20 protein-coding genes and 1 pseudogene are annotated in these 26,975 nt (G+C 54.5%); 9 read left to right on the forward strand and 12 right to left on the reverse strand.

What is annotated here, in order from left to right:
• Window positions 1-91: 91 nt before the first annotated feature.
• The 3 genes and pseudogenes from KNP76_RS07635 to KNP76_RS07645 all read left to right on the forward strand — a co-directional run.
• Window positions 92-256: pseudogene (locus KNP76_RS07635) on the forward strand (immunity protein Imm33 domain-containing protein); the annotation flags it as partial.
• A gap of 109 nt (window positions 257-365) precedes the next feature.
• The gene (locus KNP76_RS07640) at window positions 366-743 is read left to right on the forward strand and encodes a hypothetical protein (protein ID WP_214843921.1); all 378 of its coding nucleotides are present in this window, start codon (window positions 366-368) and stop codon (window positions 741-743) included.
• Between the two features lie 53 nt (window positions 744-796).
• Window positions 797-1,213 (forward strand): hypothetical protein, encoded by a 417-nt coding sequence (locus KNP76_RS07645; protein ID WP_251137396.1) that lies wholly within the window; start codon window positions 797-799, stop codon window positions 1,211-1,213.
• A gap of 32 nt (window positions 1,214-1,245) precedes the next feature.
• On the opposite strand, the gene rluF is transcribed toward KNP76_RS07645, so the two are convergent.
• Window positions 1,246-1,956 carry a 23S rRNA pseudouridine(2604) synthase RluF gene (rluF, locus tag KNP76_RS07650; RefSeq protein ID WP_214843923.1) on the reverse strand — a complete coding sequence of 237 codons (711 nt, stop codon included), beginning with the start codon at window positions 1,954-1,956 and terminating at the stop codon, window positions 1,246-1,248.
• A gap of 96 nt (window positions 1,957-2,052) precedes the next feature.
• Here rluF and KNP76_RS07655 point away from each other — a divergent pair, with 96 nt between their 5' ends.
• Window positions 2,053-2,859, forward strand: a complete 807-nt coding sequence (locus KNP76_RS07655; RefSeq protein WP_214843924.1) for a hypothetical protein — start codon at window positions 2,053-2,055, stop codon at window positions 2,857-2,859.
• Window positions 2,860-2,863: 4 nt separating this feature from the next.
• Here KNP76_RS07655 and KNP76_RS07660 read toward each other — a convergent pair whose 3' ends face one another.
• Together KNP76_RS07660 and KNP76_RS07665 are read right to left on the reverse strand one after the other, a co-directional pair.
• Complete coding sequence (locus tag KNP76_RS07660) at window positions 2,864-3,508, reverse strand: C39 family peptidase (protein WP_214843926.1); 645 nt, start codon at window positions 3,506-3,508, stop codon at window positions 2,864-2,866.
• 73 nt (window positions 3,509-3,581) lie between these two features.
• Entirely contained in the window at window positions 3,582-4,958 is a 1,377-nt protein-coding gene (locus KNP76_RS07665; RefSeq protein ID WP_214843928.1) for a YjiH family protein, read from the reverse strand.
• Between the two features lie 265 nt (window positions 4,959-5,223).
• Between KNP76_RS07665 and KNP76_RS07670 the strand changes: the two genes are divergently transcribed.
• Window positions 5,224-6,216, forward strand: a complete 993-nt coding sequence (locus KNP76_RS07670) for an LLM class flavin-dependent oxidoreductase (RefSeq protein WP_211780181.1) — start codon at window positions 5,224-5,226, stop codon at window positions 6,214-6,216.
• Between the two features lie 39 nt (window positions 6,217-6,255).
• On the opposite strand, the gene KNP76_RS07675 is transcribed toward KNP76_RS07670, so the two are convergent.
• Complete coding sequence (locus KNP76_RS07675) at window positions 6,256-6,567, reverse strand: hypothetical protein (protein ID WP_214843930.1); 312 nt, start codon at window positions 6,565-6,567, stop codon at window positions 6,256-6,258.
• Between the two features lie 156 nt (window positions 6,568-6,723).
• Here KNP76_RS07675 and KNP76_RS07680 point away from each other — a divergent pair, with 156 nt between their 5' ends.
• Genes KNP76_RS07680 through KNP76_RS07690 form a run of 3 tightly spaced genes read left to right on the forward strand, consistent with a single transcriptional unit; the run spans window position 6,724 to window position 11,212 of the window.
• Window positions 6,724-9,903: a bifunctional diguanylate cyclase/phosphodiesterase gene (locus KNP76_RS07680; RefSeq protein WP_214843932.1), complete on the forward strand. Its 3,180-nt coding sequence runs from the start codon at window positions 6,724-6,726 to the stop codon at window positions 9,901-9,903.
• 14 nt (window positions 9,904-9,917) lie between these two features.
• The gene (locus KNP76_RS07685) at window positions 9,918-10,775 is read left to right on the forward strand and encodes an MBL fold metallo-hydrolase (protein ID WP_214843934.1); all 858 of its coding nucleotides are present in this window, start codon (window positions 9,918-9,920) and stop codon (window positions 10,773-10,775) included.
• On the forward strand, window positions 10,772-11,212 hold the full coding sequence (locus KNP76_RS07690) for a GNAT family N-acetyltransferase (RefSeq protein WP_214843936.1): 441 nt from the start codon (window positions 10,772-10,774) through the stop codon (window positions 11,210-11,212). The genes KNP76_RS07685 and KNP76_RS07690 overlap by 4 nt, the downstream gene beginning before the upstream one ends.
• A gap of 30 nt (window positions 11,213-11,242) precedes the next feature.
• On the opposite strand, the gene guaC is transcribed toward KNP76_RS07690, so the two are convergent.
• The 8 genes from guaC to KNP76_RS07730 all read right to left on the reverse strand — a co-directional run bounded on the left by guaC (window position 11,243) and on the right by KNP76_RS07730 (window position 25,781).
• Window positions 11,243-12,226, reverse strand: coding sequence for a GMP reductase (gene guaC, locus KNP76_RS07695; protein WP_214843938.1), 984 nt, complete (start codon window positions 12,224-12,226; stop codon window positions 11,243-11,245).
• Between the two features lie 198 nt (window positions 12,227-12,424).
• Window positions 12,425-14,476: a sensor domain-containing diguanylate cyclase gene (locus tag KNP76_RS07700; RefSeq protein ID WP_214843940.1), complete on the reverse strand. Its 2,052-nt coding sequence runs from the start codon at window positions 14,474-14,476 to the stop codon at window positions 12,425-12,427.
• 109 nt (window positions 14,477-14,585) lie between these two features.
• Window positions 14,586-15,770, reverse strand: coding sequence for an MFS transporter (locus tag KNP76_RS07705; RefSeq protein WP_214843942.1), 1,185 nt, complete (start codon window positions 15,768-15,770; stop codon window positions 14,586-14,588).
• Window positions 15,771-15,918: 148 nt separating this feature from the next.
• Window positions 15,919-17,928, reverse strand: a complete 2,010-nt coding sequence (locus tag KNP76_RS07710; RefSeq protein ID WP_214843943.1) for a catalase — start codon at window positions 17,926-17,928, stop codon at window positions 15,919-15,921.
• A 113-nt stretch (window positions 17,929-18,041) separates the two neighbouring features.
• Window positions 18,042-20,126, reverse strand: a complete 2,085-nt coding sequence (locus KNP76_RS07715; RefSeq protein WP_214843945.1) for a heparinase II/III family protein — start codon at window positions 20,124-20,126, stop codon at window positions 18,042-18,044.
• A gap of 91 nt (window positions 20,127-20,217) precedes the next feature.
• Window positions 20,218-20,826 carry a hypothetical protein gene (locus KNP76_RS07720; protein ID WP_235193437.1) on the reverse strand — a complete coding sequence of 203 codons (609 nt, stop codon included), beginning with the start codon at window positions 20,824-20,826 and terminating at the stop codon, window positions 20,218-20,220.
• A gap of 103 nt (window positions 20,827-20,929) precedes the next feature.
• A complete protein-coding gene (locus KNP76_RS07725; RefSeq protein ID WP_214843947.1) occupies window positions 20,930-22,162 on the reverse strand; it encodes an NAD(P)/FAD-dependent oxidoreductase in 1,233 nt (410 codons plus the stop codon).
• A gap of 100 nt (window positions 22,163-22,262) precedes the next feature.
• Entirely contained in the window at window positions 22,263-25,781 is a 3,519-nt protein-coding gene (locus KNP76_RS07730) for a chitobiase/beta-hexosaminidase C-terminal domain-containing protein (protein ID WP_214843949.1), read from the reverse strand.
• 396 nt (window positions 25,782-26,177) lie between these two features.
• Here KNP76_RS07730 and KNP76_RS07735 point away from each other — a divergent pair, with 396 nt between their 5' ends.
• Window positions 26,178-26,933, forward strand: coding sequence for an alpha/beta hydrolase (locus KNP76_RS07735; protein ID WP_034807960.1), 756 nt, complete (start codon window positions 26,178-26,180; stop codon window positions 26,931-26,933).
• Window positions 26,934-26,975 lie beyond the last annotated feature (42 nt).

Here is a 26,975-nt window from a genome sequence, read left to right on the forward strand (position 1 = left end):
TTGGTCAATAATCGTAGCTAGTAAAAGTACGATCTTCCCAAGAAGCTCCCACTTCAATTTGCGAAGCAAATAAGTGGTGAGTAGTTCACGTGACACGGAGAACTTTCTCGTCGTGTCGATTGGAGTCGTATTGAATATGGATGATTCGATTTTATCAATCGTACAACAACCACCGCTTTGTGCATATGAACGGGACGAGGAAGGGACGTTTCAGGAAATTGAAGACTACGATTGGGACGGGTATTTAAACGGCTAAACGATAGCATGGCGCTTCTTTTGTCTGCTCCAACTATTCGAAACAACTTACTGACTTGTCATCATGTATCTCATAAAAAAGAGGTGAAGGTATGGTGCATCAATTTGAGATGAAACGTTTATGGGAAGATGCACTCGAGATGAATGTGACATTCGAGTTAAAAGCAAAGTGGTGCGAGGTCACAGTAGCCGAGATTGAAGCGCTCGTCTCTGCGCTACAAGCATTCAATGCTCGAAACGGAAAATTGGTTCGGACGTGGACACTTGATAGCCCACTCGTCCACGTCTCTTTGACGTTCGAGCTGGCGAACACGAGAGGGACCGTTCAAGTCAACGCCGTAGTCGAACAGATGAAAGGAGATGGCGGAGATATGAAGGCTGCTTTCTCGTTCGAGACGACGATGGGGCAGATGGATGATTTGCAGCGACAACTATCGGGCTTCTTGGCGCATGAAACCGATTTGGTCGAATCGCTTCGTCCGGATTGAACAGCCAGACCAAAACGAGAAAGTGGGTGCAAAAGCTGAAAACTCAATTTGAGATGGAACGCATTTGGATGGATGAGACCGAGCTGTTTTACCAAGTCAGACTCCAGCTCCACGCCTCCGTCTGTTCGAGCAGTCAAGAGGTGTATATGCAGGACGAGACGCTGCAAGAACTGATTGACTCGATTGCTGGATTCAATAACACTTGGGGGAAGAAACCTGTGATTTGGGAGTTGTTCGACTCGGATGCGGATGAGCAAAAAATCAGCCTCACTTTCACGCTGATTGATCGGACCGGGACGATCCAAGTCGACGTCCATATCCATGATGAGTGGCAACACGACCCGTTCGACCACTTCCGTGCGACCTTCAGATTCAAGACGACGATGGGACAACTCGATGACCTCAGCGCCCAACTCAAACGGTTCATTCTTCGTGAGACCGACCATGTCGCCTCGCTCCATGAACGATGACAAGCCCAGACAAATAAGCGTCTGGGCTTGTTTTAATACCATTCTTTCGGTTCGTAATTCAATTCACGGAACAACTGCTCGCGCTCTTTCTTCGAAAGGTCGCGCCATTGGCCTGGCGGGAGCTTGCCGAGCGTGATGTTCATGATGCGGACGCGCTGCAAGCGGTACACCTCGTACCCGAGCTCTTCGCACATGCGACGGATTTGACGGTTGAGTCCTTGCGTGAGCGTGATGTTGAAGTCGAACTTCGACAGTTGGTGCACTTTACACGGCAACGTCTTCTGTCCGAGAATCTTGACGCCGGCCTCCATCTGCTCGACGAATTCTGGAGTGATTGGCTTATCGACCGAGACGATATACTCTTTCTCGTGCTCGTTCTCGGCGCGAAGGATCTCGTTGACGATATCGCCGTCGTTCGTCATCAAGATGAGCCCCTCAGAGTCTTTGTCGAGGCGCCCGATGTTGAAGATACGGAGCGGATGGTTGACGAGGTCGACCAAGTTGCCTTTCACTTTCTTCTCCGTCGTACTCGTGATGCCGACCGGTTTATGGACGGCGATGTAGACGTTGTTGCGGGCGACACGGGCGATCGAGCCGTTGACGAGCACTTCGTCCCCAGGCTTCACTTGGTCGCCGATTTTCGCTTTCTTCCCGTTGATGGTGACGCGTCCCTCTTCGACGAGACGGTCGGCTTGGCGGCGGGACGCCTTGCCTGATTCACTGATGAATTTATTGATACGCATCGATTCACGTCCTTTGTTTGGCTTCGTCTTCTCACTATAACGCATTTTACATACCGCCGAAAGCGGGAAACGAACGGAGAGAAGGGATGTGACACGATGGAGCACGCACGAGATTTATTAAAAGAGGCGCTTCGATTTCAAGAACGGCTCTTGGCGTCACCGTTTCAAAAGGAGCTGATTGAGGGGGCATCTCCCGTCCTTTGGTACGGGCGTCCGACAGACGGCCAGTGGCTGACCATCGGCACGAACCCGTCGCGCGGCGAATTCTTTGAACGAGACGGCAAAGTCAGAAGTGACGACGCGCAAAAATTCTATTGGCGTGACCAGTCATTTGAAGCGTATCTAGAGGACGAGACAGCCCTCGACGCGACGATTGAATACGCAACGGCCTATTTTGAGGCCGGGCGGGCGACGACGAGCTGGTTCGGCAAGCCAGACGGGGCGAAACTTGAAGCGTTACTCGAAGGCATGGACCGGTCGTTTTACGACGGGTCCGCCATCCATGTCGACTTCTTCAAATACGCGACCTATCGGCAAATGGGGCAGATTCGAGACGGGCGTCGTTGGATGGAACATCCCGACTCGCTAGCGCTTCTAGAACGGACGATTCGTCACATCCGTCCAGACCACCTCATCGTGCTCGGTCGCGACAACTGCATGGCCATGACGGGCTTTACCGAAAAACGGACGGTCACGGGCTATCCGAGCGCCGTCTACGAGCTCGGCCTTCATCCGGCGGGCATCCCGATGGTCGGTCTTCACTTCAAACCGTCCGAAGTGTTCGTCGGCCTCGGCAACGGCGTCGACTTGAACGGTCTGCACCACGGCGCATATGCGAAGCGGGAGCACTTATTGAAAATCGGCGCGCACATTCATCAGGAGGCAGACATTTTCTTCTCCTGAAAGATTACTTCGCAGGCGGATAGACGCGCGTGATGCTGCCCCAAAAATTGAACTCGTTGAAGTCGATGTAACGGACGTCCTCGGAGCGGTTGTCGAGCACTTCGAGCAAGACGACGTCAGCGTAGCCGGGCTTTTTATAAATGATATAGCCGATGCCTGTGACCGAATGATTTTTATAGAACCCGTTCGCCATATTCAAGATGAACGGACGATTGGCGAGGAGCTCGCGCTCGAACGTCGACCATTTCCATAAGTAGCGCGAACTGCCGCGTCCCTTATAGCCGTACCGCTCCCAAAGTTTCGTTACGATTGTCGCAATTCGTGTCGGAGGTGTGCCTTTCTCGTCTTTGAATTGGTGTTCAATCGCAATCTCTCGAGCGTCTTGTTGAATGACGAACGGGTCGTCGGGGATGTTCGTGTAGCCGTGATCACGGTAGTAGCGAAAAATGGCTGTGATGGATGTGAGGGTGCAGTTGTTCTTCCCGCCGTTAAACGCGCGTTGAAGAAGTGGGATCACCCCGTCGATGCGTTTCTCTTCTTTCACAGTCCAATGGCCGTGATACCGGTCGTCTACATAAGCTTGCGGATTGACGATGCCCGCATACCCCTTCTTCGCTGTCTCGAGTTGTCCGGCAAAATGCTCTTCCACATCAATCCCTCCTTTTCATTCATTATACAAACAACGCCTCTTCCCAGAAAATACGAGAAGAGGCGTTCTGTCGTCAAAAGACCAAATGGGCGATCCCGACGATAATCGGGAGCGTGATAAACGTCCGGAGCAAGAAGATGAGGACGAGGTCGACGAATGAGATTGGCAGTTTCGAGCCGAGGAGCAGCCCCCCGACTTCGGACATGAAGATGAGCTGGGTGACCGATACGGTCGCGATGATGAAGCGCGTCATCTCACTCTCGATGCCGCTACCGAGTACGGCCGGCAAGAACATGTCGGCGAACCCGACGACCATCGTCTGGGCGGCGGCTTCGGCTTCCGGTACTTGGAGCAACATCAAAATCGGTTCGAACGGCTTGCCGAGAATCGTGAAGAGCGGCGTATACTCCGCGATGACGAGCGCGATCGTCCCGACGGCCATGACGATCGGCAAGATGCCGAGCCACATGTCGAGCACGTTTTGGAAGCCGTCCTTCAGCGTGGCACCAAAGCTCTTACTCGATTGCGACTTGAGGAGCGCTTGGCGAAGCGCCCACTTCGGCATCGACACGTTTGCTGGGACCGGCTCTTCCGGCTTCAGTTCCGTCCCTTCATACGGCGTGTCCGCTTTTTTCGAGAGCGGATAGATCCGCGGCATGATGAGGGCCGCGACGATACCTGAGATGACGATCGCTCCGTAATACTGTAGGAAGTAGGCATCGAGTTCCATGTACGACAAGATGACGATCGTGAACGTGATTGAGACGACCGAGAACGTCGTCGCGATGACGGCGGCTTCTCGCTTCGTATAGTAGCCGTTCTCGTACTGTTTCGTCGTCAACAGAATCCCAATCGTCGCATCCCCGACCCATGATGCGAGCGAGTCGAGCGAGGCCCGGCCCGGGAGCTTGAAGAGCGGACGCATGACTTTGATGAGCATCGTCCCGACGAACTCGAGCAACCCGAAGTTCAAGAGGAGCGGGAGCAACATGCCGGCAAAGAGGAACGTCGCGAACAAGATTGGAATCAAATCGTAAAGGAGTAGCCCGCCCGTGAACTCGGACGTGATCATCTCAGGGCCGAGGACGAGAAGTGTCATGACGCCGGCGATGAACCCGACAACGCGCATGGCGAACCAAAACGGTGTGATGTTCAACAACGAATTGAAGTGCGGACGCTCCAAGACGAACGCCGGTTTGGCCAAATACGTCCATAGCGACCCGAGCACCGAGAGGCCCATCATGATGACAGCAAGTGTCGGTACGACGTCGCCAATCAAGTCGATGAGTTGGTTCGATAAGAAGGCGACCGGGATGGTAAAGCCGTCGTCCGTCGGAATCGGGACGATGAAAAACATGAGACCGATTAGAGACGGGATGATAAATTTCAAAAAATCGTTGGACGTAAACGATGGATTGTCTTCGTTCGTCCTGTTTGGTGGTTGATTCATAGTGAATACCCCTTTTCCCCGAGAGTGTAGTATGTCTTCGCGTGTCCCCATCACGCGAGACGGTATGACGATGAAGGAATGTGTTCTTCTCATTCATTATAGAGAAGGGAAAGCATGACGGACAACAATCCGTTGCAATTTTCAGAAAAAAATGAACGGTCTCATGAGCGTACGATTCGTATTCTCGGCCTCACTTTAGTATGATGACGGCGAGTGTTACAAATTCGAGATATTCAGCATATATAATAGAAGTGGAGAGATGAACATGAGATTAAGCATACTCGATCAAGCCCCGGTCACGTCTGGCCATACGTCAGAGCATGCGTTGACGAGCGCCGTCGAACTCGCGCAACTAGGTGAAGCGCTCGGCTATCACCGCATGTGGATGGCCGAACACCATGGCGGCATGTCGTTCGCGAGCTCGGCACCGGAAGTCGTCAGTGCGTACATCGCGGCCAAGACGGAGCGGATTCGGCTCGGTTCTGGCGGCATCATGATGATGCACTATTCCCCACTCAAGATGGCCGAGGTGTTCAAGACGCTGAGCGCACTCGCGCCAGGACGCATCGACTTTGGGGTCGGACGGGCGCCGGGCGGGGATGCGAATGCGATTTATGCGATGTCACAAGGCCAGAAGCCGATGATGGACGGATTGTATGAAAAATTAGCGACGACGCTCCAACTCATCAATGACGAGACGCCAGAAGAACGTTGGTATAAACACACGCCGGCCGCGCCGACCGGTGTGACGCGCCCGGAGGCTTGGCTTCTCGGGTCGAGCGGGAACAGTGCCGTCCAAGCCGGGCGGATGGGCGTCGGCTATTCGTTCGCTCAATTTTTCAACGGGGAATTGAGCACGGAAGCGCTCGACGCCTATCGCGACAACTTCCGTCCGTCCGCTTTCATGGAGAAACCGGACATCAACGTGACGTATCTCGTCACGACGGCCGAGACGGAAGAAGAGGCGGAATATTTGGCCCGTCCGTCCGACTTGTCTCGTCTCTTCTTGATGCGTGGCCAACTGCGCCAACTGATGAGTCCGGAAGCGGCGCACGAGTACCCGCTCACCGAGGTCGACAAGATTCATATCGCGAACAACCGGGCCATCCATCTCGTCGGGACGCCGAAACAGATTGCGACCCAACTTCAAGAGGAGTCGGCACGTTACGGGTTTGACGAGGCGATGATTTGCAGCATCCAACACCAGCAGTCCGACCGCCTGAACGTCTATCGTTTGCTCGCGAACGAACTGCTATAACAAGACGCTCCTTCTCTAATCGGGAAGGGGCGTCTTCGTTTAGGCGAACAGTTGGAAGAGCACGAACAAGACGACGAGACCGCCGAGTAGCACGGTGAAGAACACGGAAGCTGCCCGCTCTTGATTGCGAAGAATCGTGTACAGCCCGACAAAGAACGCACCGATCGCTGCGGCGAACGCCGTCATCGAGGCGGCGGCTGCCCACGTATTGTCGAACAGCGTGCCGGTGTTGAACGGTTGAGCGGACTGCGTGCTGACGGTGGCGACAATCAACAAGAGGAAGACGGCGAGCAACAACCCGACCGACCATTTGCCTGGCCGTGTCTGCGGATAGACGTTTCGACTGATCATGATGGCTCACCTCGTTTCAAGACTTGATTCAGTTATCTTTACCCGTTTTTGTATGCTCTGAGTAAAAAACACTTTCCCTTTTTTTGAACGGATTTGTGAACAAACGGGTAGAAAAGTTCTACACTAGAGTCAACAGAAATCGCATGGAGGTAACGTATGAAGCAGATGAAGGCCGACCCGCATTACTTGTTTGATGTATTCGTTCGTTTATATCGCATGGTGTTTTTAATGGAAGTGACCCCGGAAGGCTATCGATACGTCCGCGTCAGTGAGCAAGGGAAGCGTGCCTCGATGCTCCCAGACGACGTGGCCGGACGCTATTTGCACGACATGTACGCAGCTGATGTGGCCGAGGAGTTGATTCATCATTACGATACCGTCATCGAGACGAGTGAGCCGGTCTATTTCATGTCGAAGATGAACATCGAATCCAACACGGCACGTTTCGCCTCATCGGTCCTCATGCCGATCGAGAACGTGGCCGGTGACGTCTGTTACGTCCTCGGCTTGACGACCGACCTGTCCGAAGAGGCCGAGCTGAAGCTGTTGTCGAGCATTGAGCACATCGATTATTTGACCGGGATGCCGAACTTGATGAAAGTGAAGCTCGAGCTCGAGAAGCTGTTTGAACATACGACGGAACGTGACATGGCGAGCGTCATGCGCCTCCATATCAACCGGTTCAAAATCGTCTTGTCGCTGCAAGGGGTCGAGTCGTCACACCATTTGATTAAAGAGATGACGCGCCGCCTAGCGGAGCTATTGCCGACCGGTTCGATGATTGGACGAGTCGACGGGGAAGACTTCATCGCCGTCTTGCCGGACACGCACATCGAGACGGCGTTCGAGCATGCGGAACGATTGCTCGAAGCCATCGCTGACTACACGTATGAGGTGGGAGGCACCGAGTTCACGTTGTCCGGCTGTATCGGGCTGAGCACAGGGTACGAGGATGCCGACCGCGTCATCATGAACGCATCGACGGCACTGCTCGAAGCGAGGCAGGCCGGAAAGCAAATGATTCGCATCTATGAGAAGGACGATTACGTCCAACATTACATTGACGAGATGACGATTGAGACTGAGCTCGTCAAAGGATTGAAAGCGAACGAGTTGCGTGTCGTCTATCAACCGCGAGTCAGCTGCCATGATGGGACGATTCATTTCGAGGCGCTCGTGCGATGGCATAGCGCGTTGCTTGGGAACGTCTCGCCCGAATCGTTCGTCACGATTGCCGAAAAATCGCTCTTGATTGAGGACGTCACCGCCTTCGTCGTCGACCGCGTCTGTCGGGATATGACCGAGGCCCCGGCCTTGTTCGAGGGGCGCCGTGTCGCCATCAACGTGTCACCGGTCGTCTTCCGTCAACCGTATATGCGGAACGTGCTCACCGTCTTGGCATCGCACGGGCTTTCGCCGGAACAGTTCGAGTTTGAGATCACCGAGCATACACTCATGCAGGAGCCGCTCGTCGGGATCCAGACGGTTGATTACTTAAAAGAAAAAGGGTTTCGTATCTTGATTGACGACTTTGGTGTCAGTTATTCGTCCCTCAACTATTTAAAACTGTTCGATATCAACGGCATCAAGATTGACCGGTCGTTCATCAGTCAGCTCGATCAAGACAACGGGTTAAAAGAATACGAGATCGTCAAATTGATCGTCTCGCTCGCCAAGAAACTAAACCTAGAAGTGACAGCAGAAGGGGTGGAGACCGAAGCACAGTATCGTGCGATTGAACGCCTCGGCTGTGACGAAGTTCAAGGTTACTTCTTTAGCCGCCCGCTGCCGCCTGCCGACTTGCACGCGGCGCTGAATGCGCTCGAGCATCATCATGCGGCGCTGCGCCATGGGTTATCGGGGCGACAACAGGTAATCACTTCACTCGACGAGAACGAGACGGAGCGGTTGAAGGCGATTTTACGCCTTGAAATTTTACATTCGCCACGGGAAGAACGATATGACCGAATCAGCCGTCTCGTCGCCCAGACACTCGATATGCCGACCGCGCTCATCTCGATTTTGACGACGGACCAGCAGTGGATCAAATCGTGTCACGGGGAAAAAATCGCACCGTACGTCGAACGCAAATGGACGCTCTGTGACCGCGTCGTCACGAGTCGAACGAATCTCGTGTTAGAAGACGTCCAAGCGACGGAACCGACGATCGGGAATCCGGTTCTTGAAGGGCTAGGGTTTTATGCCGGTGTCCCGCTCGTCACACGCAGCGGACACGCCATCGGGACGCTCTGCGTCACGGACGAGACACCGCGGCCGTTCGACGAGGAAGGGGTTCGGACGCTCGAAGATTTTGCCCGCTGGGTGATGGCCGAGATTGAACTGAGCGAGCAGGTGCGTGCCGGCACGAGACGGCAACAGACGCTCGAGTCGCTATATGAAGTGACCGCGCTCCACGCCTCCTTCCCGGAGAAGCTAAAACGGATTCAGACCGTGTTGCGGGAATGGATGGGGTATTCGCATACGATCGCCTTCTCCACTGAAAGTGGTTATAAGACGTGGTCGAGTGACGGGGACACCATGCTCGATTGGACGGAGGGCACGTATGAGCGAATCGAAGCGTTAGCGAAGCACGGTCACCAAAAGCTGGAGCGGGCCGAGCTCGTCATCGATACAATCGAATTCTCGGGAATGATCAGCTTGCCGCTCGTCAATGAGGGCAAGACGTTCGGCTGGCTCGTCTTCCTCACGGAACAGGGCAGCTTTGAGGATGTGATCGACCAGGTCGCCATTCAAGAGATGACGGACACGATTTTACTCGTGACCCGTTGGATGGAGAACGAGATTCGCCGCGAGCGCAAACATCAGGAAGTCATCGAGCTGATTACGAAAGACGGCCTGACAAAGCTCGGCAATCGCCATTCGCTCATGGCAGACTTGCGACAAAAGATGAATCGGAAACAAGCCGTCGCGCTCCTGTTCATCGACTTAGACGATTTCAAACGGATCAACGACACACACGGTCACCTCGTCGGGGATGAAGTGCTCGTCGAGACGGCGAAACGAATCCGTTCGTTCAGTCAGTTTCATGACGGCAAGGCGTATCGGTTCGCCGGGGACGAGTTTTTGATTGTCTTGGAAACGGAACAACTCGCACAAGCGGACTTCGAGCAACTAGCAACGCTCATTTCCCAGGAAATGATGGTCGGGAACGAGTTGGTGCTCCGTCTGTCCGCGAGCATCGGCATCGCCTATTCGTCGGGCGGGCTCACCTCGCTCGATGAGCTCATCCATCACTCGGACGCGGCGATGTATGTCGCCAAAAAAGGTGGGGGCGACGGGTTTTATATTTATGATTCATTTAAAGACGACCAATAAGGAGAGGATCACACATGCAGACATTCATTCCTCACTCACCTCGATTTTGGTACATGACGCCCGTGGCCGAGACCGATCGCCCCATCCTAGGCGTCGTTGTGGGGGAAACACATACACTCTTAATCGACGCCGGGAACTCGGAGTCCCATGCGAACGACTTATTCGCCGCAATGGATGCCGAAGGTCTAAAGCGACCGACGCTCGTCGCGCTGACGCACTGGCATTGGGACCATATTTTCGGACTCTCGGCCTTGACGGGTCTCGTCTCGATCGCGAGCACGGACACGAAAAACCGGATGGCGCGTCTCTTGCCCTATGAATGGGACGATGCCTCGCTCGACGAACGCGTCAAAAGCGGAATCGAGATCCCGTTCTGTGCCGATGCCATCCGTCTCGAGTTCGGTACGGAACGGACGATGCGCGTCGTCTTGCCGACGGTCACGTTCGATGACACGCTCACGCTCGATCTCGGTGGCGTCCACGTCGTCTTGAAACACGTCGGTGGGGACCATACGGCCGACTCGGTCGTCGCCTATATCCCGGAGGAGAAAGTGTTGTTTCTAGGCGACGCACTCTATGCGAACCTGTACGCCCCGTCCTGGCGCATGACGGCAGAAGCGACGCTCCGGTTGCTCGACCTGCTCGACCGGTTCGATGCGGACGCGTACGTGTGGTCGCATGGGGAAGTCGTATCCCGTGAAGCGTTTGAAAAAGACCGTGACATGTTGCGCGAATTGGCGCATTTGGCGTTAGATTTCCCGGGAAATGAAGCGGTGATGACGGCTCAGTACGAACAGAAGGTCGGTCGGACGGTCAATGAGGAAGAGCGGGAGTTGATTACGTTCTTCGTGAACGGGTCGAGTGAGACATGATGGAGATTCAAGAGATTGTACAGGACGATGCAGCGTTTCAACAACACTTGACGGAGCGACTTCGGGCGTTTAACGACAAGCATTCACCCCATCATCGAAACATTCGAGGTGTGGACGTGCCGGTCGTCCAATTGAAAGTGGAGCGAGACGGGGAGATCATCGCCGGATTGTATGGTAGCGTCTATTGGGGCTGGTTCGACTTGGACCGACTATGGGTCGCTGAAGCGTATGGCAAGCAAGGACTTGGCTCACGGTTGCTCGCGGCGGGAGAGGCGAAAGCACAGGCGCTTGGGGCCACTCAGGTGAAACTGACGACGTTCTCATTTCAGGCGAAAGCGTTCTATGAGCTTTACGGCTACGAGGTCGCCGGAGTGTTGCGTGACTATCCACCGGGTACCGACTATTATATGATGACGAAGCGTCTCAGCGACGTATAAAAAACAGGCGACTCCCGCGAGTCGCCTGTTTCAGTATACTTTATCCCCGTTAAAAATCGAATTTTTCACCATGACGTAATCGACGGTGCGCAATGCGTCCAGATTGTCCCCACCCGAGTAAGAGATGGCCGATTGGAGGTCTTGCTCCATCTCGGTCAACGTGTCCTGCAGTGCCCCTTTGTACTCGACGAACATCTTCTTGCCTTCGACGTTTTTCCGTTCCCCTTTTTGGAATTCAGACGCCGAGCCGAAGTATTCTTTGAGCAGTTTCCCGTCCTGCTCGACCGTCGCACCCGGCGACTCTTCATGGCCCGCGAACAGCGAGCCGATCATGACCATTGACGCACCGAAACGAATCGATTTCGCGATGTCCCCGTGCGTGCGGATGCCCCCGTCCGCAATGATCGGTTTGGTCGCCGCTTTGGCGCACCAACGGAGAGCAGCGAGTTGCCATCCACCTGTCCCGAAACCAGTCTTGATTTTCGTGATGCACACTTTCCCCGGGCCGATGCCGACTTTCGTCGCATCTGCCCCCGCATGCTCAAGTTCGCGGACCGCTTCGGGCGTCCCGACGTTCCCGGCGATGACGAATGTCCCCGGTAAATGATGCTTGATGTGTTGAATCATGCGGATGACCGCGTTCGAATGCCCGTGCGCGATGTCAATCGTGATGAATTCAGGCGTGTGCCCCGTTTCAGCGAGCATCTCGACGAAACGATATTCGTCTTCCTTCACCCCGACGCTGATTGACGCGTATAAGCCGCGTCCGTGCATGTCTTCGATGAAGGCGAGGCGCGTCTCGGGATTGAAACGGTGCATGATGTAGAAATAGCCGTTCTCCGCGAGGGAGAGGGCGACGTTCTCATCGATGATCGTCTGCATATTCGCAGGCACGACCGGGAGCCGGAACGTGAAACCGCCGAGCGTCACGCTAGCGTCACACTCGGACCGGCTATCAACGACACATTTAGCCGGAATTAATTGAATATCTTCATAATCGAACACTTTATCCATTTGAAACACCCCTATTTACGAACATTTTAAGTGATATGAGTTAAAATTCTTCGTCCATTCGGTAATGTAACCCATATGCGGATGAAAGTCAAAGCTTACTGGCGAAAAGTAAGTAAAAAAATTAAAAATAGTTAAATTTTCTCATTAATGTTCGGATTTTGACGTAAATTTAATGTTTCACGTGAAAAAGACCGCTTGTCAGCGGTCTTCATACAAGGCGTAGCCGTTGCGGCCATTCGATTTCGCTTTATATAGTGCGATGTCCGCTCGCTTTAACAGTTGTTTCGGTGAAACGGCGCCGTCACAGCTAGCAATTCCAATACTCGACGTCGTGACGAAGGCATGCGTCTCGATCTGCCACGGCTGTTCAAGGGCGACGAGTAATTTCTCGGCGACCCGACGCGGGGCGATGGGGTCGTTGTATCGAATCAACACGATGAATTCATCTCCACCGAACCGGGCGATGACGTCTTGCTTGCGGAGTACATCGGTGAGCCGGTGGGCGAACTGACGTAACAGTTCATCCCCGATGTCATGTCCGAGCGTGTCGTTGACCCATTTGAACCGGTCGAGGTCGAGCGATAGAATCGCGAGGGATTCCGCTTCTTCTTCGATTCGCGAGAGGGACTCTTCAAGATAGGCAAGGAAATAGCGGCGATTCGGCAAATCCGTCAACGTATCGTGATACGCAAGGTGTCGTAGCTGTTTCTCGACGACTTTCCGTTGCATGATCTCCCGAGTGACCGTCAAGTAGTGAAGCAACGTGCCAGTGTCACTATAAATGGCCTGAATCTTTGTCTCGAGCCAAATCCAACGTCCGTCATCGTGTGCATGTCGGAACTCGAGCGTGAGCGGCGATGCGGCCGTGATGGACCGAAGCTTCTGACGTGTCGAGACGACGTCGCGAGGATGGATGAAGTCAAGCGTGTTTTTCCCTTCATAGAACGAAGGGGTGTAACCGAGCACGTGGAGATGGGAAGGGCTCGCATAGCGTACCGTTCCGTCCGCTTCAAGTATGCAGACAAGATCGCTCATGTTCTCGGTAATGAGGCGATATTGCGTCTCGCTTTGACGAAGCGCCTCTTCCATTTCCCGCTTGTCCGTCACATCGCGGAGAACGGTCAGGACGGCCGGGGTCCCTTCGTAATCGATGACGAGGTTCGTGATGTCCATGTGCAGGCGTTGACCGCCTTGGGTAATGAGCGTCAGTTCCGTTTCATCAACAGGATCCCCGAGACGTAGCACTTCAAGCCGGTTCAGGATGTGTTCGTGGTGTTCCGGGGCGATGAACTGGAAGATGGATTCGTGATGCATCTTAGGCTCACCAATCGTCGAGCGCGCGATGGCGTTCGCGTATAATACATGCCCGTCCCGATGCACGATAATCCCTTCAGGAATCAGCTCGATCAATTGGCGGTAACGCCGTTCACTTTCCCGCATCGCCCGTTCGGCGTCCTTCTCCGGCGTGTGGTCGATGATGATGGCAAACAGGCCGTTAATATGGCCACCGACTTCAATCGGAATATTCAAAATCGCCAAATCGAGCGGTTCTCCGGACCGGTAACGTCCACGAATGGCGTACTTGTGTGGAGTGCCTGACATGGCATGGCGAAGCCCCGCTTCGACCGTTGTGCGTTCAGACGTCTCGACCCAGTCGATGAACGAGCGGTCCAACAAGTCATCTTCCGTGTAACCTGTAATCGCCGTAACGGCCGGATTGAGCGACTTGATGCGGAAATCATGATCGAGGACAAAAATACCGTGGGGCGAATAACGGCGTAACGACTCATGCTGATCACGTAAAATCGTCAGTTCGAGCTCACGTCGCTTGCGTTCGGTCACTTCCCGGACGACCGAAATGACGTGCGTGCACGTCTCCCCGTCAAACACCGGCGTCACTTCTGACTCGAAGTAGTGCAGTGGCAACGACAAGACGTCCTCTGATTCGAGCGTATCCGTATAGAACGAATCGGCAAGTTGATAATCTTCATAAACGACGCTCTTTCGTTCTCGGATGGCTTGATTGTAATAGCGAGAGATGAGCGCGGCCGTTTCAGGCGGCACTTTATCCTCAATGCTCTTCCCAAGGTCGTCATCAGTCCAGCCGATCGCACGTTTGCCGGGCTCGTTGACGAACACATATCGATAGGTCGCCCCGTCGACTTCCATGAAGAACACGTAGTCCGAAATCTTATCAAACGTTCGAAGTAGGGCGGCGGAATGGTGATGAATCGTCTGGTCAGCGTACATGATGTCCCTCGTTTCGATAAAAACTTTTCAACACGTCATTCTCATATTACCGTATGTCGAACAGAAATGTGTGAACATTCAAAAAAGACAGGACGAAAGTTCCGTCCTGTCAGGCTACCTGTTTTAGCTTGGCGCGTTCATGCCGTCCGTTCATGATGTGATACAAGAAGAGCAATAAAGCCACGACCCCTGCGAGACCGAGGTAGAGCATCGAGAACCCGGTCAGTGGAATCATCAAGCCAATCAAGTAAGGCCCGAACCCGAGTCCTGCGTCAAGGGCGATAAAAAATGTCGAAGTGGCCATTCCCATTCGCGCCGGCGTAGCTGCTTTGACCGCAATCGCTTGCGTCCCGGACTGGATATTCCCGAAGCCAAGGCCAATCAAGGCACCGGCAACGAGTAAACCGATTGCCGTCGTCGCTTGGCTCAACACGAACAATCCGACGGCGAACACGGCGATGGCGGGGTACATCACAATGTTTGCCCCGCGCGCGTCCATGAGCCGCCCGGTAAGGGGACGGGACAACAGCACGGCGATTGAATAGACGAGGAAGAAAATGCTGGCCGCTTCGACGAGATCGAGCTCGCTCGCGTAAAAGTTAATGTAAGACAACACACTCGAGAAGCTGAGCGCGGCGACGGCGATGATGAGGGCGATCGGTAACGCTTTTGGTTCGACGAACGAGCTCGGTGAAAAGCCGCGGACGATGCTTGGGTTGTCCGCTTCCGGCACGTTGACGGTCAGGGCGCTGACGAGGCTGATGAGCCCGATGACGAGACAGAGCAAGAAAATCGTAGAAAAGTTCGTATATTGACTCATGAGTAGGCCGACGAATGGACCGATTGCGGTCGCGAGTGTCGAACTCATGCTGTAATAGCCGATGCCTTCCCCTTTACGGGCCGCTGGGATGACTTGCGCGACAATCGTGCCGGTCGCCGTGCTCGACAACCCCATGCCGAGCCCGTGCACGAAGCGGGTGAACAAGAGGAAACCGACACCAAAGTCTACGAAGTAGAGAAGGATTGTCGCGGTGAAGAAGGTAAGACCGATCAGAAGCGTCTTTCTCCGACCAATCGAATCGATGAGACGTCCAATGAAGAGACGCCCGACGAGGGTACCGATGATAAAGATTCCTGTGACCAGACCGGCTTCACTCGTCGTCGCCCCGTAGGCCGTGACGGCATGGACCCCGATTGTGACCATGAGTAAAAAGAAGATGAGCGTGAGGAAAAAGTTGACGAGCGAGATAATAAAAAAGTCTTTCGTCCAAAGTTTTTGTGTAGTCAATTGCATGACGGGCCCGCCTCCTAGGATTATCTAATAAATAGTTAATAAACATAACTAAAAGAGTATAGCAAATAGCGGACACCTCTGTCTGTTTGAACGCATCGACCATAAAAAAGACGCGACTCATGGATTGAGTCGCGTCGTCCTGCATCAATTACATCCGGTCCCAGAACCGGGCTTTGGCAATTCCATCAATAAACGTATCAAACCCGTTAAGGCTGTGTTCCGGGAATGAGAACACGCCGGGTTGGTCTGTCTTCACGCGGCACTTCGCGAGCACGTCATCGTGATGTAAGTGAAGGGCGAGCGGTTTGTAGTGCTTGTACGTATTCTCGATGAATTCGAGGACGTCGTCTTCGACCGAGGTCGCAGTACTGACGAGGAAGGCAGCATCGAACAGGCTCGAGTCGACCGTGTCATACGTCTCTTTCACTTTCAGGTCGCCGAGCGTATGCGCTTTTTTGCCGACGAGGCTGTAGTTGATTTTATTTTCCGCCAGGGCTTGCACCCACGCCTTCACTTGACCGGCATCGACATCGCCCGCTAACAAAACGGCTACACTCCGTGTATCCGGTTTTCGCACCGTATCCGCCATGCTGAGGGCAGGTGACGCTTTGTCCGAGACGACTTCGTGATTTTCTGCCGGGAGCGCGACACCGATGTTCTCGGCAATGACTGATGCCAAGTGACGATCAATCCGATTGAACAAATCAATCGCATTCTCTTTCACGAGATCGGAGTCACATTTCCCGAGCTCGAAGCTACCGGCATCTTGAATGTGTTTCTTCTCGACGTCCGTCATGCTGTTATAAAACATCTTGGCTTGTGAGTAGAAGTCAAGGAAACTATCGCTCCGACCGCGAATCTTATGTCCGTCGACTTTCTCCTGATAATGTTCGAATCCACCTTGGTCGGCCGGAACGGGTGCGGGTTGATTGTTGTTGAGTGCATTCTTATGGTAGCTCGTTTGCCCTTTATGAACCGCCATTTGATGCATACCGTCCCGCTGGTTGTTATGAAACGGACAGACCGGTTTGTTAATCGGGATTTGATGGAAGTTTGGTCCGCCAAGCCTTGAGAGCTGGGTGTCTGTGTACGAGAACAAACGTCCTTGAAGCAATGGGTCGTTCGAAAAATCAATGCCTGGGACGAGATGGCCCGGGTGGAAGGCGACTTGTTCCGTCTCAGCGAAGAAGTTGTCGACGTTTCGATTGAGCGTCATCTTGCCGACTAGCTTAACGGGCACATCTTCTTCTGGCCACAACTTCGTCGGGTCTAAAATGTCAAAGTCGAATTTGAACTCGTCCTCTTCTGCGAGAATCTGTAAGCCGAGCTCCCATTCTGGATAGTCGCCCTTGTCGATGGCCTCATACAAGTCAACGCGATGGAAGTCGGCATTCTTACCGAGCGCCTTTTGAGCTTCGTCCCAAACTAAGGAATGGATACCGAGTTTCGGTTTCCAATGGAACTTGACGAAATGTGCTTTCCCTTCGGCATTGACGAGCCGGAACGTATGCACCCCGAACCCTTCCATCATGCGCAGGCTGCGCGGGATGGCCCGGTCACTAAGTGCCCACATGACCATATGGGCCGCCTCTTGGTTTTGACCGACAAAATCCCAAAACGTGTCGTGGGCGCTCCCGCCTTGCGGGACTTCCGTATGCGGCTCCGGTTTCACGGCATGAACGAGGTCAGGGAACTTAATCGCGTCTTGGATAAAGAAGACGGGGATGTTGTTTCCGACGAGGTCATAGTTGCCTTCATCTGTATAAAACTTTGTTGCAAAACCACGGACGTCACGGACCGTGTCACCCGAACCGCGGGATCCTTGTACGGTCGAGAAACGAACGAACACCGGAGTCACTTTCGATGGATCGTTCAAGAAGTCGGCTTTCGTATATTCGGCGAGTGGCTCATACACTTGGAACTCCCCGTGCGCCCCGACACCACGAGCATGGACGATTCGTTCCGGGATACGCTCGTGATCGAAATGCGTCATCTTCTCCCGAAAATGGAAATCCTCAATTAGGGTCGGTCCCCGCCGACCGGCTTTGAGTGAAAACTCGTCCTCCGCCATCTTCAACCCTTGATTCGTCGTGAGCCCGGCCTGTTGCTCGTTGTCAATCGTATGTTGTTTCAGCTGCTCTTCTTTCTTATTCCCCATGTCATTGCCTCCCCTTTAAGTATGCGCACCCGTGTAAGCCACGTTTTGGCCTACTTAACGAGTTTTCCCTAACCGAACGAGAAAAAACCCCCCTTTTTATAAAAGGGGGAAGTTCAGCGTAGCATCGATAGCGTCTTCGTCTTCCCGTCCGACAGCGTGTAGCGGACGATATAGTGCCGGTCCGTCGTCTCGACCGTAGCCGAGCGAATTTTCGTCGGGCGCTCGCCGAGGTGGAGGAGCGTCAAGTACGTCACGCCTTTTCCACGCTTCGTCGTCGCGACTTGATTGCGGCGTTGCCAGTCGTAATCACGATACGACACGTAACTCGAACCGATAGAAAGTGTCGGGATCGCATCGACCTCGAGCTGCAAGAGGTGAAGGGAGCGTCCTGACGCGTCTTTGAAATAGGCATAACGACTTCCACTCTCCGTTCGGTTCAACCCGACCCCGAGGTGGAACCGTTGAACGAACGAAGCGGTCACGGGACTCGTGACGCGGTCGTAGACGAGCATCGTCCCGTCCCGGTCGTAAGCGAGTCGACGCGTATGGGCCATGCTGCTCCCGATCAACTGGCTCGTCCCGGCGGCCGTCCATTGCGTCGACGACGCCCCGACGGACGTGATGCGGCTTCGCCCCAAATTGCTCGAGGTCAAATTGAAGCTCTTGCCGGACACATGGACCGTGTTGTGGGCCGCCGCGGGTAATACGGCTTGTCGCTCGGGTCGGGACGTATAACCGTAGCGACCGCTCTCGACGATGAAGTCTCGTCCGTAACCGGAGACGTCAATCGATAAGTCATCGGCATGTTTGTGGACGTTGCTGTGATAGCCGGCTGTCATCATGACGTGGACGGCATCCTCGAACGCCCCGGCGCGGCCGCCCCAATGTTGGCGGAAGAACGCGTATTGATCCGACAGGCGCCCGACCCGTGTCGTCGGGGCTGTTCCGCGCGTCCCGCCGCTCATCGCGTAAAGCAGGTGTGGGGAACGGTCGACGTGTGGGATGGCCTCCGGATGATGGACGAGCGACGGGGTGTCGCCGAACATCGGCAACGTTCCGTTCGGTTTAAGCATATAGGTCAGCGCGTTCGGCATATCCTTTACGTCTAGCATCCGGCTTGATAATCCGAAGCGATTGGCGGCGGCCCAGTCGTTGAAGCGGCTGAGTGTGTCATACATATAGATTTGATAAAACGGCGAATGCTCGAGATGGACACCGTCGGCACTCAGGCTGTGATTCAGCTGGGCAGTCAGTCGGTTCGTGGCGAGCGTGCGCCAGCCGGCGGAACGATCGAACGAGCGATGCGTCTCGGAGATGGCGGTGAGCGCCATGTCTTGAAAGATGCCGTGATTGTTTTTCGATTTATAGAAGCTCGGTGTCGCTAGTAGCGTCGCGTGCTCATACAGCGTCTTCGCGAACAGTTGCGAGAACGCCGGGTCGTCATTCACACGTGACGTCCGGTAGACGTTCCAAAAATTGAGCAGATGAAACGTCCGGATGGCGGTCCCGTGGTCATGATAAGGCCACGTATGGCGCTTATAGTCCTCGACCGGATATTGTTTCGTCCAGCTTTGGACGATCCGTTTCCCGTAACGGAGGTACTCGTCCCGTCCGTTCACCGTATAGGCTTGTGTCAGTTGGTTGAGCGTCGTGAAATAATGGATTTGAAAGACGAACGAATTAGAGTCGACTTTCGGGATCGACGTGTCAAATCGATATGTATCAACGTTCGGGACCCGGAGCGTGTAGGGAGGGGACGGGATATACCAGTTTCCTCGCAAGGCGGCATCGGCTCGGGTGACGGCGTTCGTAGGCGACAGGACATCATATGTATATGGGGACGCCCCGCGGGTGAGCGTCCGCATATATTCGTGCGTCAGCCGGGCGTACGCGTCTGACGAGAATGTCGCGCGTGAGAGGTGACTCGCCTGTAGCGTGCCGTCTTGCTTTCGGACGTACCACGTCGTCTTGCCATCGGTGACGCGATAATAGCTCCCTGACGTCGTGATGGCCTGAAACGTCTTGGTGCCTCTCAATGTCGATTTCGGGGTGAGCGTCTTGCCGACAAATTGATAGAGCGTGGCACCGGCTCGGACGTTCAGCTGATACGGTGCCGATGCGGCCGCTTCCGCGCCGAGCGGCGGGAACAACGAACCGACCAATAGGGCGATGACAACAGCACATAGGTGTCTTCTCATGCATCTCGTCCTTTCTACATCAACGAAAACGACAAAAACCTTCTCCTTATCATTAGCCGAAGGAGAAGGGAAGTCCTGCCTGTTCCGTTGATTAGAGGGCGGCCCAGACGTTTTGTTTTAAGACGATCTGTTGCACGTCTTCCGGATCAATCCCGTATTTGGTCGAAATGGTCCGGGTCACACGTGAACGGATATCGGGGTGGTCCGACGCTTTCGTCTCATACACATCGTTCCAGGCCCGCCATACGCGAACTTCTTCCTCGGATAGTTGGGAATCCCACTCTTTCTCGCGCAACTGCCACCCGAACGTCATCTCTTCGTAATCGCCGGGAGCGACCGTTCCGGCGAGTCCCCAGTCACCACCGGGACCGAAGACGGCTTGTCCGAGCGGTGAGTCGGTACCGATGTACGCCTCATGGTCGTAATATTGGATTAATGCCGCTTGGAACGTGTCGCGGTGTTTAACTTCGTCGATGACGTCGTGACTGATTGCCTGTAGCGTCTCCACGTCCGGTTGGCCGTGCACGACGACGTCGTACTCATAGCGTACCGTCTCGTCTTCTTCGACGGCTCGACTTTCTTTTATCGTGTACGGTCGGTCCGTCGTTTGGACCGATTCGGTCTGCGTCGACTCCGGCTCGCTCTCGGCGTCGTTCGGCCAGACGTAGATGGCGAAAGCGAGCGCTGGGAGGACTAGCAAGCCTCTTCGGGTACGGTACACCCATGTTGGTTTTCGTCTGTTTTTCTTTTTCTGTCTCATGTCGTTCACTCCTTGCGATATGTATCAAAAAAGCCCCTGAACGTCAGGGGCGGACGGTGTCGGATTGTCGCGTCCGATCGAGTCGGACGATGCGGGTATCGTCATTGTCGATGCCGCGTACGAGATCACTTAATAGTCGAGAGCCGAGCATGCTGTAGACCGTGCCGTTCCCACCGTAACCGAGCAAATAATACAGGTGCGGCCGGTCCGGGTGTTCCCCGATGAACGGCAATTGATCGATGGATTCCCCGAACAATGCCGCCCAAGCGTATTCAACTGTCAACTCATACATCGGAAACAACGTCTCGACTTCCTGCTTGATGCGTTCGGCGCGTTTGCGAATGAGCGCCTCGCTATGCGGCGTCTCAGGCTTTTCTTCATCGAGACCGCCGGCGATGATGCGTCCGTCAACGGTCGTCCGGACGTATAGGTAGGGACGCTTCGTCTCCCAAATCAGCGCTTGGCCGTCCCAATCATCGAAGTGGGGGAGCGGATTTGTCGCGATGGCGTAGGACCGGTTCAACTCGATGCGGTGGGGATCGAGGAGCGGGGAGGCGCCATATCCGGTCGCGAAGATGATGTGATTCGCATAAAACATCTCGTGTGGCTGTGGCGTCATCACGAGCCAACCGTCTCCGTCCGGGACGACGTCCGTCACCTCGGTCTCCTCAAAGAACGGCACACCGGCTTTTGATAGATGACGCACGACTTGACGGCTAAGGGTGAGCGGATTGACCTCGGCGTCACCTTTCGTCACGAGCGCGGCCGGCTTCTCGAACGGGAAACGCGCCTTCAGCGCGTCGCGGTCGAGCCACTCGGCAAAAAAGCCATGTCTCGTAAGCATCTCATATTCTCGTTTCAATTTCGTGACATCTTCGTCACAGCTTGCGAAACAGAGGCTGTCCCGGCGCAGATAGACATCGTTCGCCCCGACGGTTGCGGCGACGTCATCAAGGGCGTCGACCGCCTCGGCGCATAGGCGATAGAAGCGGACGGCGTCCGCTTCCCCGATTTGGTCGGCGAGCTCGTGCAACATGATGTCGTTCGAGTATTGGATGAGGCCGGTGTTGGCGGCGGTGCTGCCGGCCCCGACTTTCCCTTTGTCGACAACGGCGACATCGACGCCGTCTTGATGAAGCGTATACGCAGTCAACACGCCGGACATGCCCGACCCGATGACGAGGACGTCGTAGCGCTCTCGTTTCATCGGGCGCTCCAACACGATGTCTTCCGATTCCGTCGTCGGCCAATACAAGTTCCCGTTATGCAGTTCCATCCGTTCATCCTCCGCTTCGTTCATATCTTCCCTATACATCCCCGATTCTGCGAAATGAAAACACAAAAAACCGCAGACGAGTTTGTCTGCGGTTCAGGCGTTATTTGGTGATGACGACCGTTTTAGCGGAAGCACCTTTCGTATACGTGATGCGTTTGACGTTCTCCGCGCCGCGAATCTCGGCGAGGTTCGTCCCGTCGACGATCACTTCTTTGACGGTCGCACCTTTGAAGTCGATGATGGCACCGGCTTTCTCAGGCTTCACTTGAACGACGATGTTTTTAAGTGGGTCACCTGTGAGTTCCGTGTGGATGCCACGGACGAAGATGCCGTTCTTGAAGTTCGTACCTTTGCCGATTGTAACTCCAATGAAGTCCTCTTGAAGCACGAGGCGTGCGGCCGGATGGTTCTCGACCGTGTAGCGTTTCAATTCGACTTCTGGCGTTTCCGGCTCAGGTTTCAAGTCGATTTGGACGAGCACCGGATCGTGGTCACTCGCGCGGCCCGACATCTCTGTGAAGTCGGCGTTGACGTGAATCATATCAATCTCCGTCGAAGCAGCGAGACGGTTCGATACGAGGATGTGGTCAAGCACTTGCGAGTTGCCTTGATAGACGTACGAATATCGGTCCGCAGCCGGCACTTTCTCGACCATGTTCGTCATCAAGTCGCCCTTGAAGATTTGCATGGCGTCTGAGAACTCGAAGTCGTTGAAGTCACCGAGCGCGACGACGTTCGCATCCAGGTTGTCGGCTTTCACATCCGCCACGAAATCATGGACGATTTGTGCGATTTTCTTACGTTGGACTTCACTACCGAGGACGACCGGTTGCTGTGAACCGAAGAAGCCTGTGTCGCCGCCTTTCGAGTTCCAGTGGTTGGCGATGACGATGACGTTCTCGCCTTGGAAGTCGAACTGGGCCGCGAGCGGCTTACGCGAACTATTGAACGCCGGGTTGAGCGGGTCGATGCGTCCTGGGTTGTGCGTCAACTTCCCGTTCTCATAGCCGACAGCCGTCGTCGCGTCACCTTCTGGCGCACCTTCTGTGAGCGAGACGCGTTCTGGGTCATACAGGAAACCGACGCGGATGTTGGCGTTCGGTGCGCCACCGTCTTTGTTGTTTTCCGGGTCGATATTGACGTACTTGTACGTCTTGCCGCCGACAGCGACGATGTTGTCAATCAAGCGCTGGTAGCTTTGGTCAGCCGCTGCATCTCCCGCGCTTTGGCCGTTGTTGTCCTGGACCTCGGTCACCCCGATGATGTCCGGGCTGTTCAATTCTTCGACGAACGCTTTCGCGAGCTTGAGCGCCTTGTCGTCCGACGTCTCTTTTATGTTGTTCGAGAAGTTCTCGAGGTTGTACGAGGCGATCGTCAACTTGTCTTCTTCTGCTTGGATGAACGTCGTCTCCCGTTTCGCGTCACCTTTCACGAAGGCAGACTTCATCTCATCGAGCCCGACTTGAATCTTATAGTTGCCGAACGAGTATCCGACGACCCCGACGATCGGTCCGTTGAACAAGTCGCCCGTCGCGACGTCGAACTCACGCGCTTCGACGTTCGGTTCGAGACGGAACTGGATCCGTTCTGGGTTGGCGTCATCTTTCTTCAGGAGAATACCGCCGTTGAACGTCTCTGTCGGTGTGCTTTCGAGCACGGTGACGAGGTCCCCGTACTGTTGCGGCGAGACCGACTTCAAGTTGCCCGTCTCGACGCGCATGCCTTCAAGGCTTTCCCAGAAGTCGATGGCGTCTTTGTCCGGGTTGAAGATGGCGAGCGCGTCGCTGTCGATAAACTCGGTCGGTAAGTTCGACTCGTCAATCTTGACCGGTGTCGGGAGCTTCACCCCGCTCTTCAAGACGTCGACTTTGCCGTTACGTGTGTCGATTTGCGTCATCTTCATGTCCGTCTGCTGGCGGTCGCTATAGCCTTCGATCGCATATTCGCTGACGAGACCTTTCACGCTGACGAGATCACCGACTTGGATGCCCGGGATCGAGCGTCCGCCGTACAAGACGATGGCTTCAGACGTTCGTGGGTCTTGGTCGGCTTCCATGTCCGGTGTTTGGATGTAATAGTATGTCGTACCGTTTGAGACGAACGAGTACGTGACGATGCCTTCGACACCTTCGACCGTCTGTCCGTTCATCGGTGACGTATGGCTTGCGCCTTGAATGTCGTGGATGCGAATCTTATCCGTGATCTTATAGTCATATGTCGTCAAGGCGCTGAACGTGTCGTTTGCTTTGACGGCCGTCTTCAACGTCTGCGATGATTCGATGCGAATCGGTGCCGTGTAGCGGGTACCGTTCACTTTCGGGTCCGACCCGTCGAGCGTGTAGTAAATCTCGGCTTCCGCCGTCGTCGTCGAGAGCGTAACGTCTTGTGGCCCGACGAACGTGCCGGCGCCAGGTGCCGCAATGGCTGGGCGGAGAACCGATGAATCGATGACAGTATCGGCGACGCTGCGCGGGATGATTTGGTACGTGTTATCGAACTGTTGCACGATGCCCGTGATCGTCGAGTAATTGACGCCTGTCTGGAGGTCGAGGATGCCGCGCTCATCGCGGACGACGAACTCTTTCGTTCCATCCGTCGCCGTCAAGTTTTGTCCGCTACCAGAGAGCGTCACGTTCTTCACGGTGACGAGTTCAGATTCGACGTCTTCATTGATTTGCTCACCCGTCAACACTTGCGGGGCTGGTACTTCGGTCGCTTGTTTCGAGACGACGACGGCGTTGTTCAATTGAAGGAGTTCACGGTATGACCCGAGCGCGCCCGTCACGACGACCTCATCGCCAACGTTGACCGCGAGGGAAGTCGGTCGAATCGACAGACCGCCTGTCGCGTCCTGAATCGAAATCGTGTTCGCGAGCTTCGCCGTGACGATTCCTTTGACCGTGACCGTCGCGCCGTCTGCTTGCGTGCGTGCATCCGCGATGGAGATTGGTGTCACCGGTGCCGGTGGTTCTTCGATTGTGCCGCCATCCCCATATTCAACGCCTTGGAACGTATGTTTTCCTAAGTTCGTGAACGTATCGATTGGAAGTGCGTTCCATTCGTTGGCTGGCTCGAATGCGTCGCTGCCATTCGCGTCGCCAGTCGTGACCGTATCTTTACGGACGAGCGTCTGATCGACAGATGAAACCGTCGTACCCCACTTCGGTGACGGACGGAAACCGACTTGTCCGAACACGTCGAGAACCGTCGTGCCTTTCTTCAAGACGAGCGCATCGTCGCCGTTGAAGTTTGTCACGCCGCTCGTGACGTTCGCCCTCGCTTTAAGCGCATCGCTCGCGCTTCCGTTGACGATGACGTACGTCGCTCCTGGTTGAAGCGTCCCCGTTAAGTTCAATGTCGTGCCGACGGTCGCGCTACCGTTCGTATACAGTTCGAGCTTATAGTCCGCAAGGTTGATGACCGAGCTCGTTCCGTTGAACAGTTCGATGGCTTTGTTGTTGCTTGACCCTTCCACATACTCCGAGATGAATAAATCTGTTGCGTTCAGTCCTTCTGCTTGAACGTTAGCCGCGATCGGCGTCAAGCTGCTCGCGATGAGTCCGACAGACAAGGCGAGTCCTGTCATTTTTTTGAACGAGCGTGATGGTTGAATCCCCATGTTTCTAGTCTCCCTTATTTATGTAAGATGGCTGATACGCGTGTTGCTGAATATAACGTCACTTGTCCCGTTTAGTTGCCCCCCTCACACCACACGACAAGATAAATGATAGCGCTTACATTATTCTACTTTACGATATGTGCCTGAGATGATTCCCCTCATCAGGAATGGTGCAATTCGCTATCATTTACCAACTTTTAAACTACATGTTAAACATAACCAAGCAGACGTCAGAACTCAATCCTCTTAACGTGAAGTTCATATTACATTTTGATGACAAAGGAAAATCGGTTTTTAGTTTGTCGAATAGTGTTGACGGAATCAGGCGCAACTTTTACAATTCTCTAATACAAATTAAATGTATCGGTGAACTGAGGATTGAAAAGGAGGACATGAATGACGACAACGACTTACCCGGTCATCCCGGGAGCTGGCGCATTTTATTATGAAGGAAACGAGACCGGTATCCTGTTATGTCATGGATTCAACGGGACGCCCCAAAGTGTCCACGAGGTCGCCCTCGACTTGATGGGGAGTGGGTTTACGGTGTACGCACCGCGTCTCGCCGGACACGGCACCGACCCAGAGGACTTTAGACGGTCGACGAGGGACGATTGGTACGAGACGGTCATCGATGGGGTACGTCTTCTACGAGAGCGATGTCGTCACGTGATCATCGTCGGACAATCGATGGGTGGAACGCTCGCGCTGAAGGCCGCGCTCGCAGGTCACGTCGACGCCATCGTCACGATTAACGCCGCGTTGTCGGTACCGGGTTATGCCTGCCACGCCGCGGACGGAATTTGTCGATTTATCGACGAGGACGAGCCTGACATTTTGGCGGAAGGAGTTCATGAAATCGTCTACGACAAAGTGCCGACATCGGCGATTCGACAGCTGCTCGCCTTAATCGAAGACGTCCGCCCGCACGTGTCGCGCGTCTTGGTCCCGACATACGTCATCCATTCGGCGGTTGACCATGTCGTGCCGCCGGAAGACTCGGTCTGGTTATACGAACAAGTGAGAGGTCCGAAAGCGCGTGCCGTACTCGAGCAATCCTATCATGTGGCGACGATGGACAATGACCGAGAGCGGCTTTCCGGGCTCATCGCCTCGTATTGTGAACAAGTTTCGTCTGTTTCGAAAATGTAGTCGTCGGACTGCATTTTTTTGTGCCGTCTTACTTTGCAAGCG

This window comes from Exiguobacterium sp. s150 (assembly GCF_018618435.1).
Lineage (GTDB): Bacteria > Bacillota > Bacilli > Exiguobacteriales > Exiguobacteriaceae > Exiguobacterium > Exiguobacterium alkaliphilum.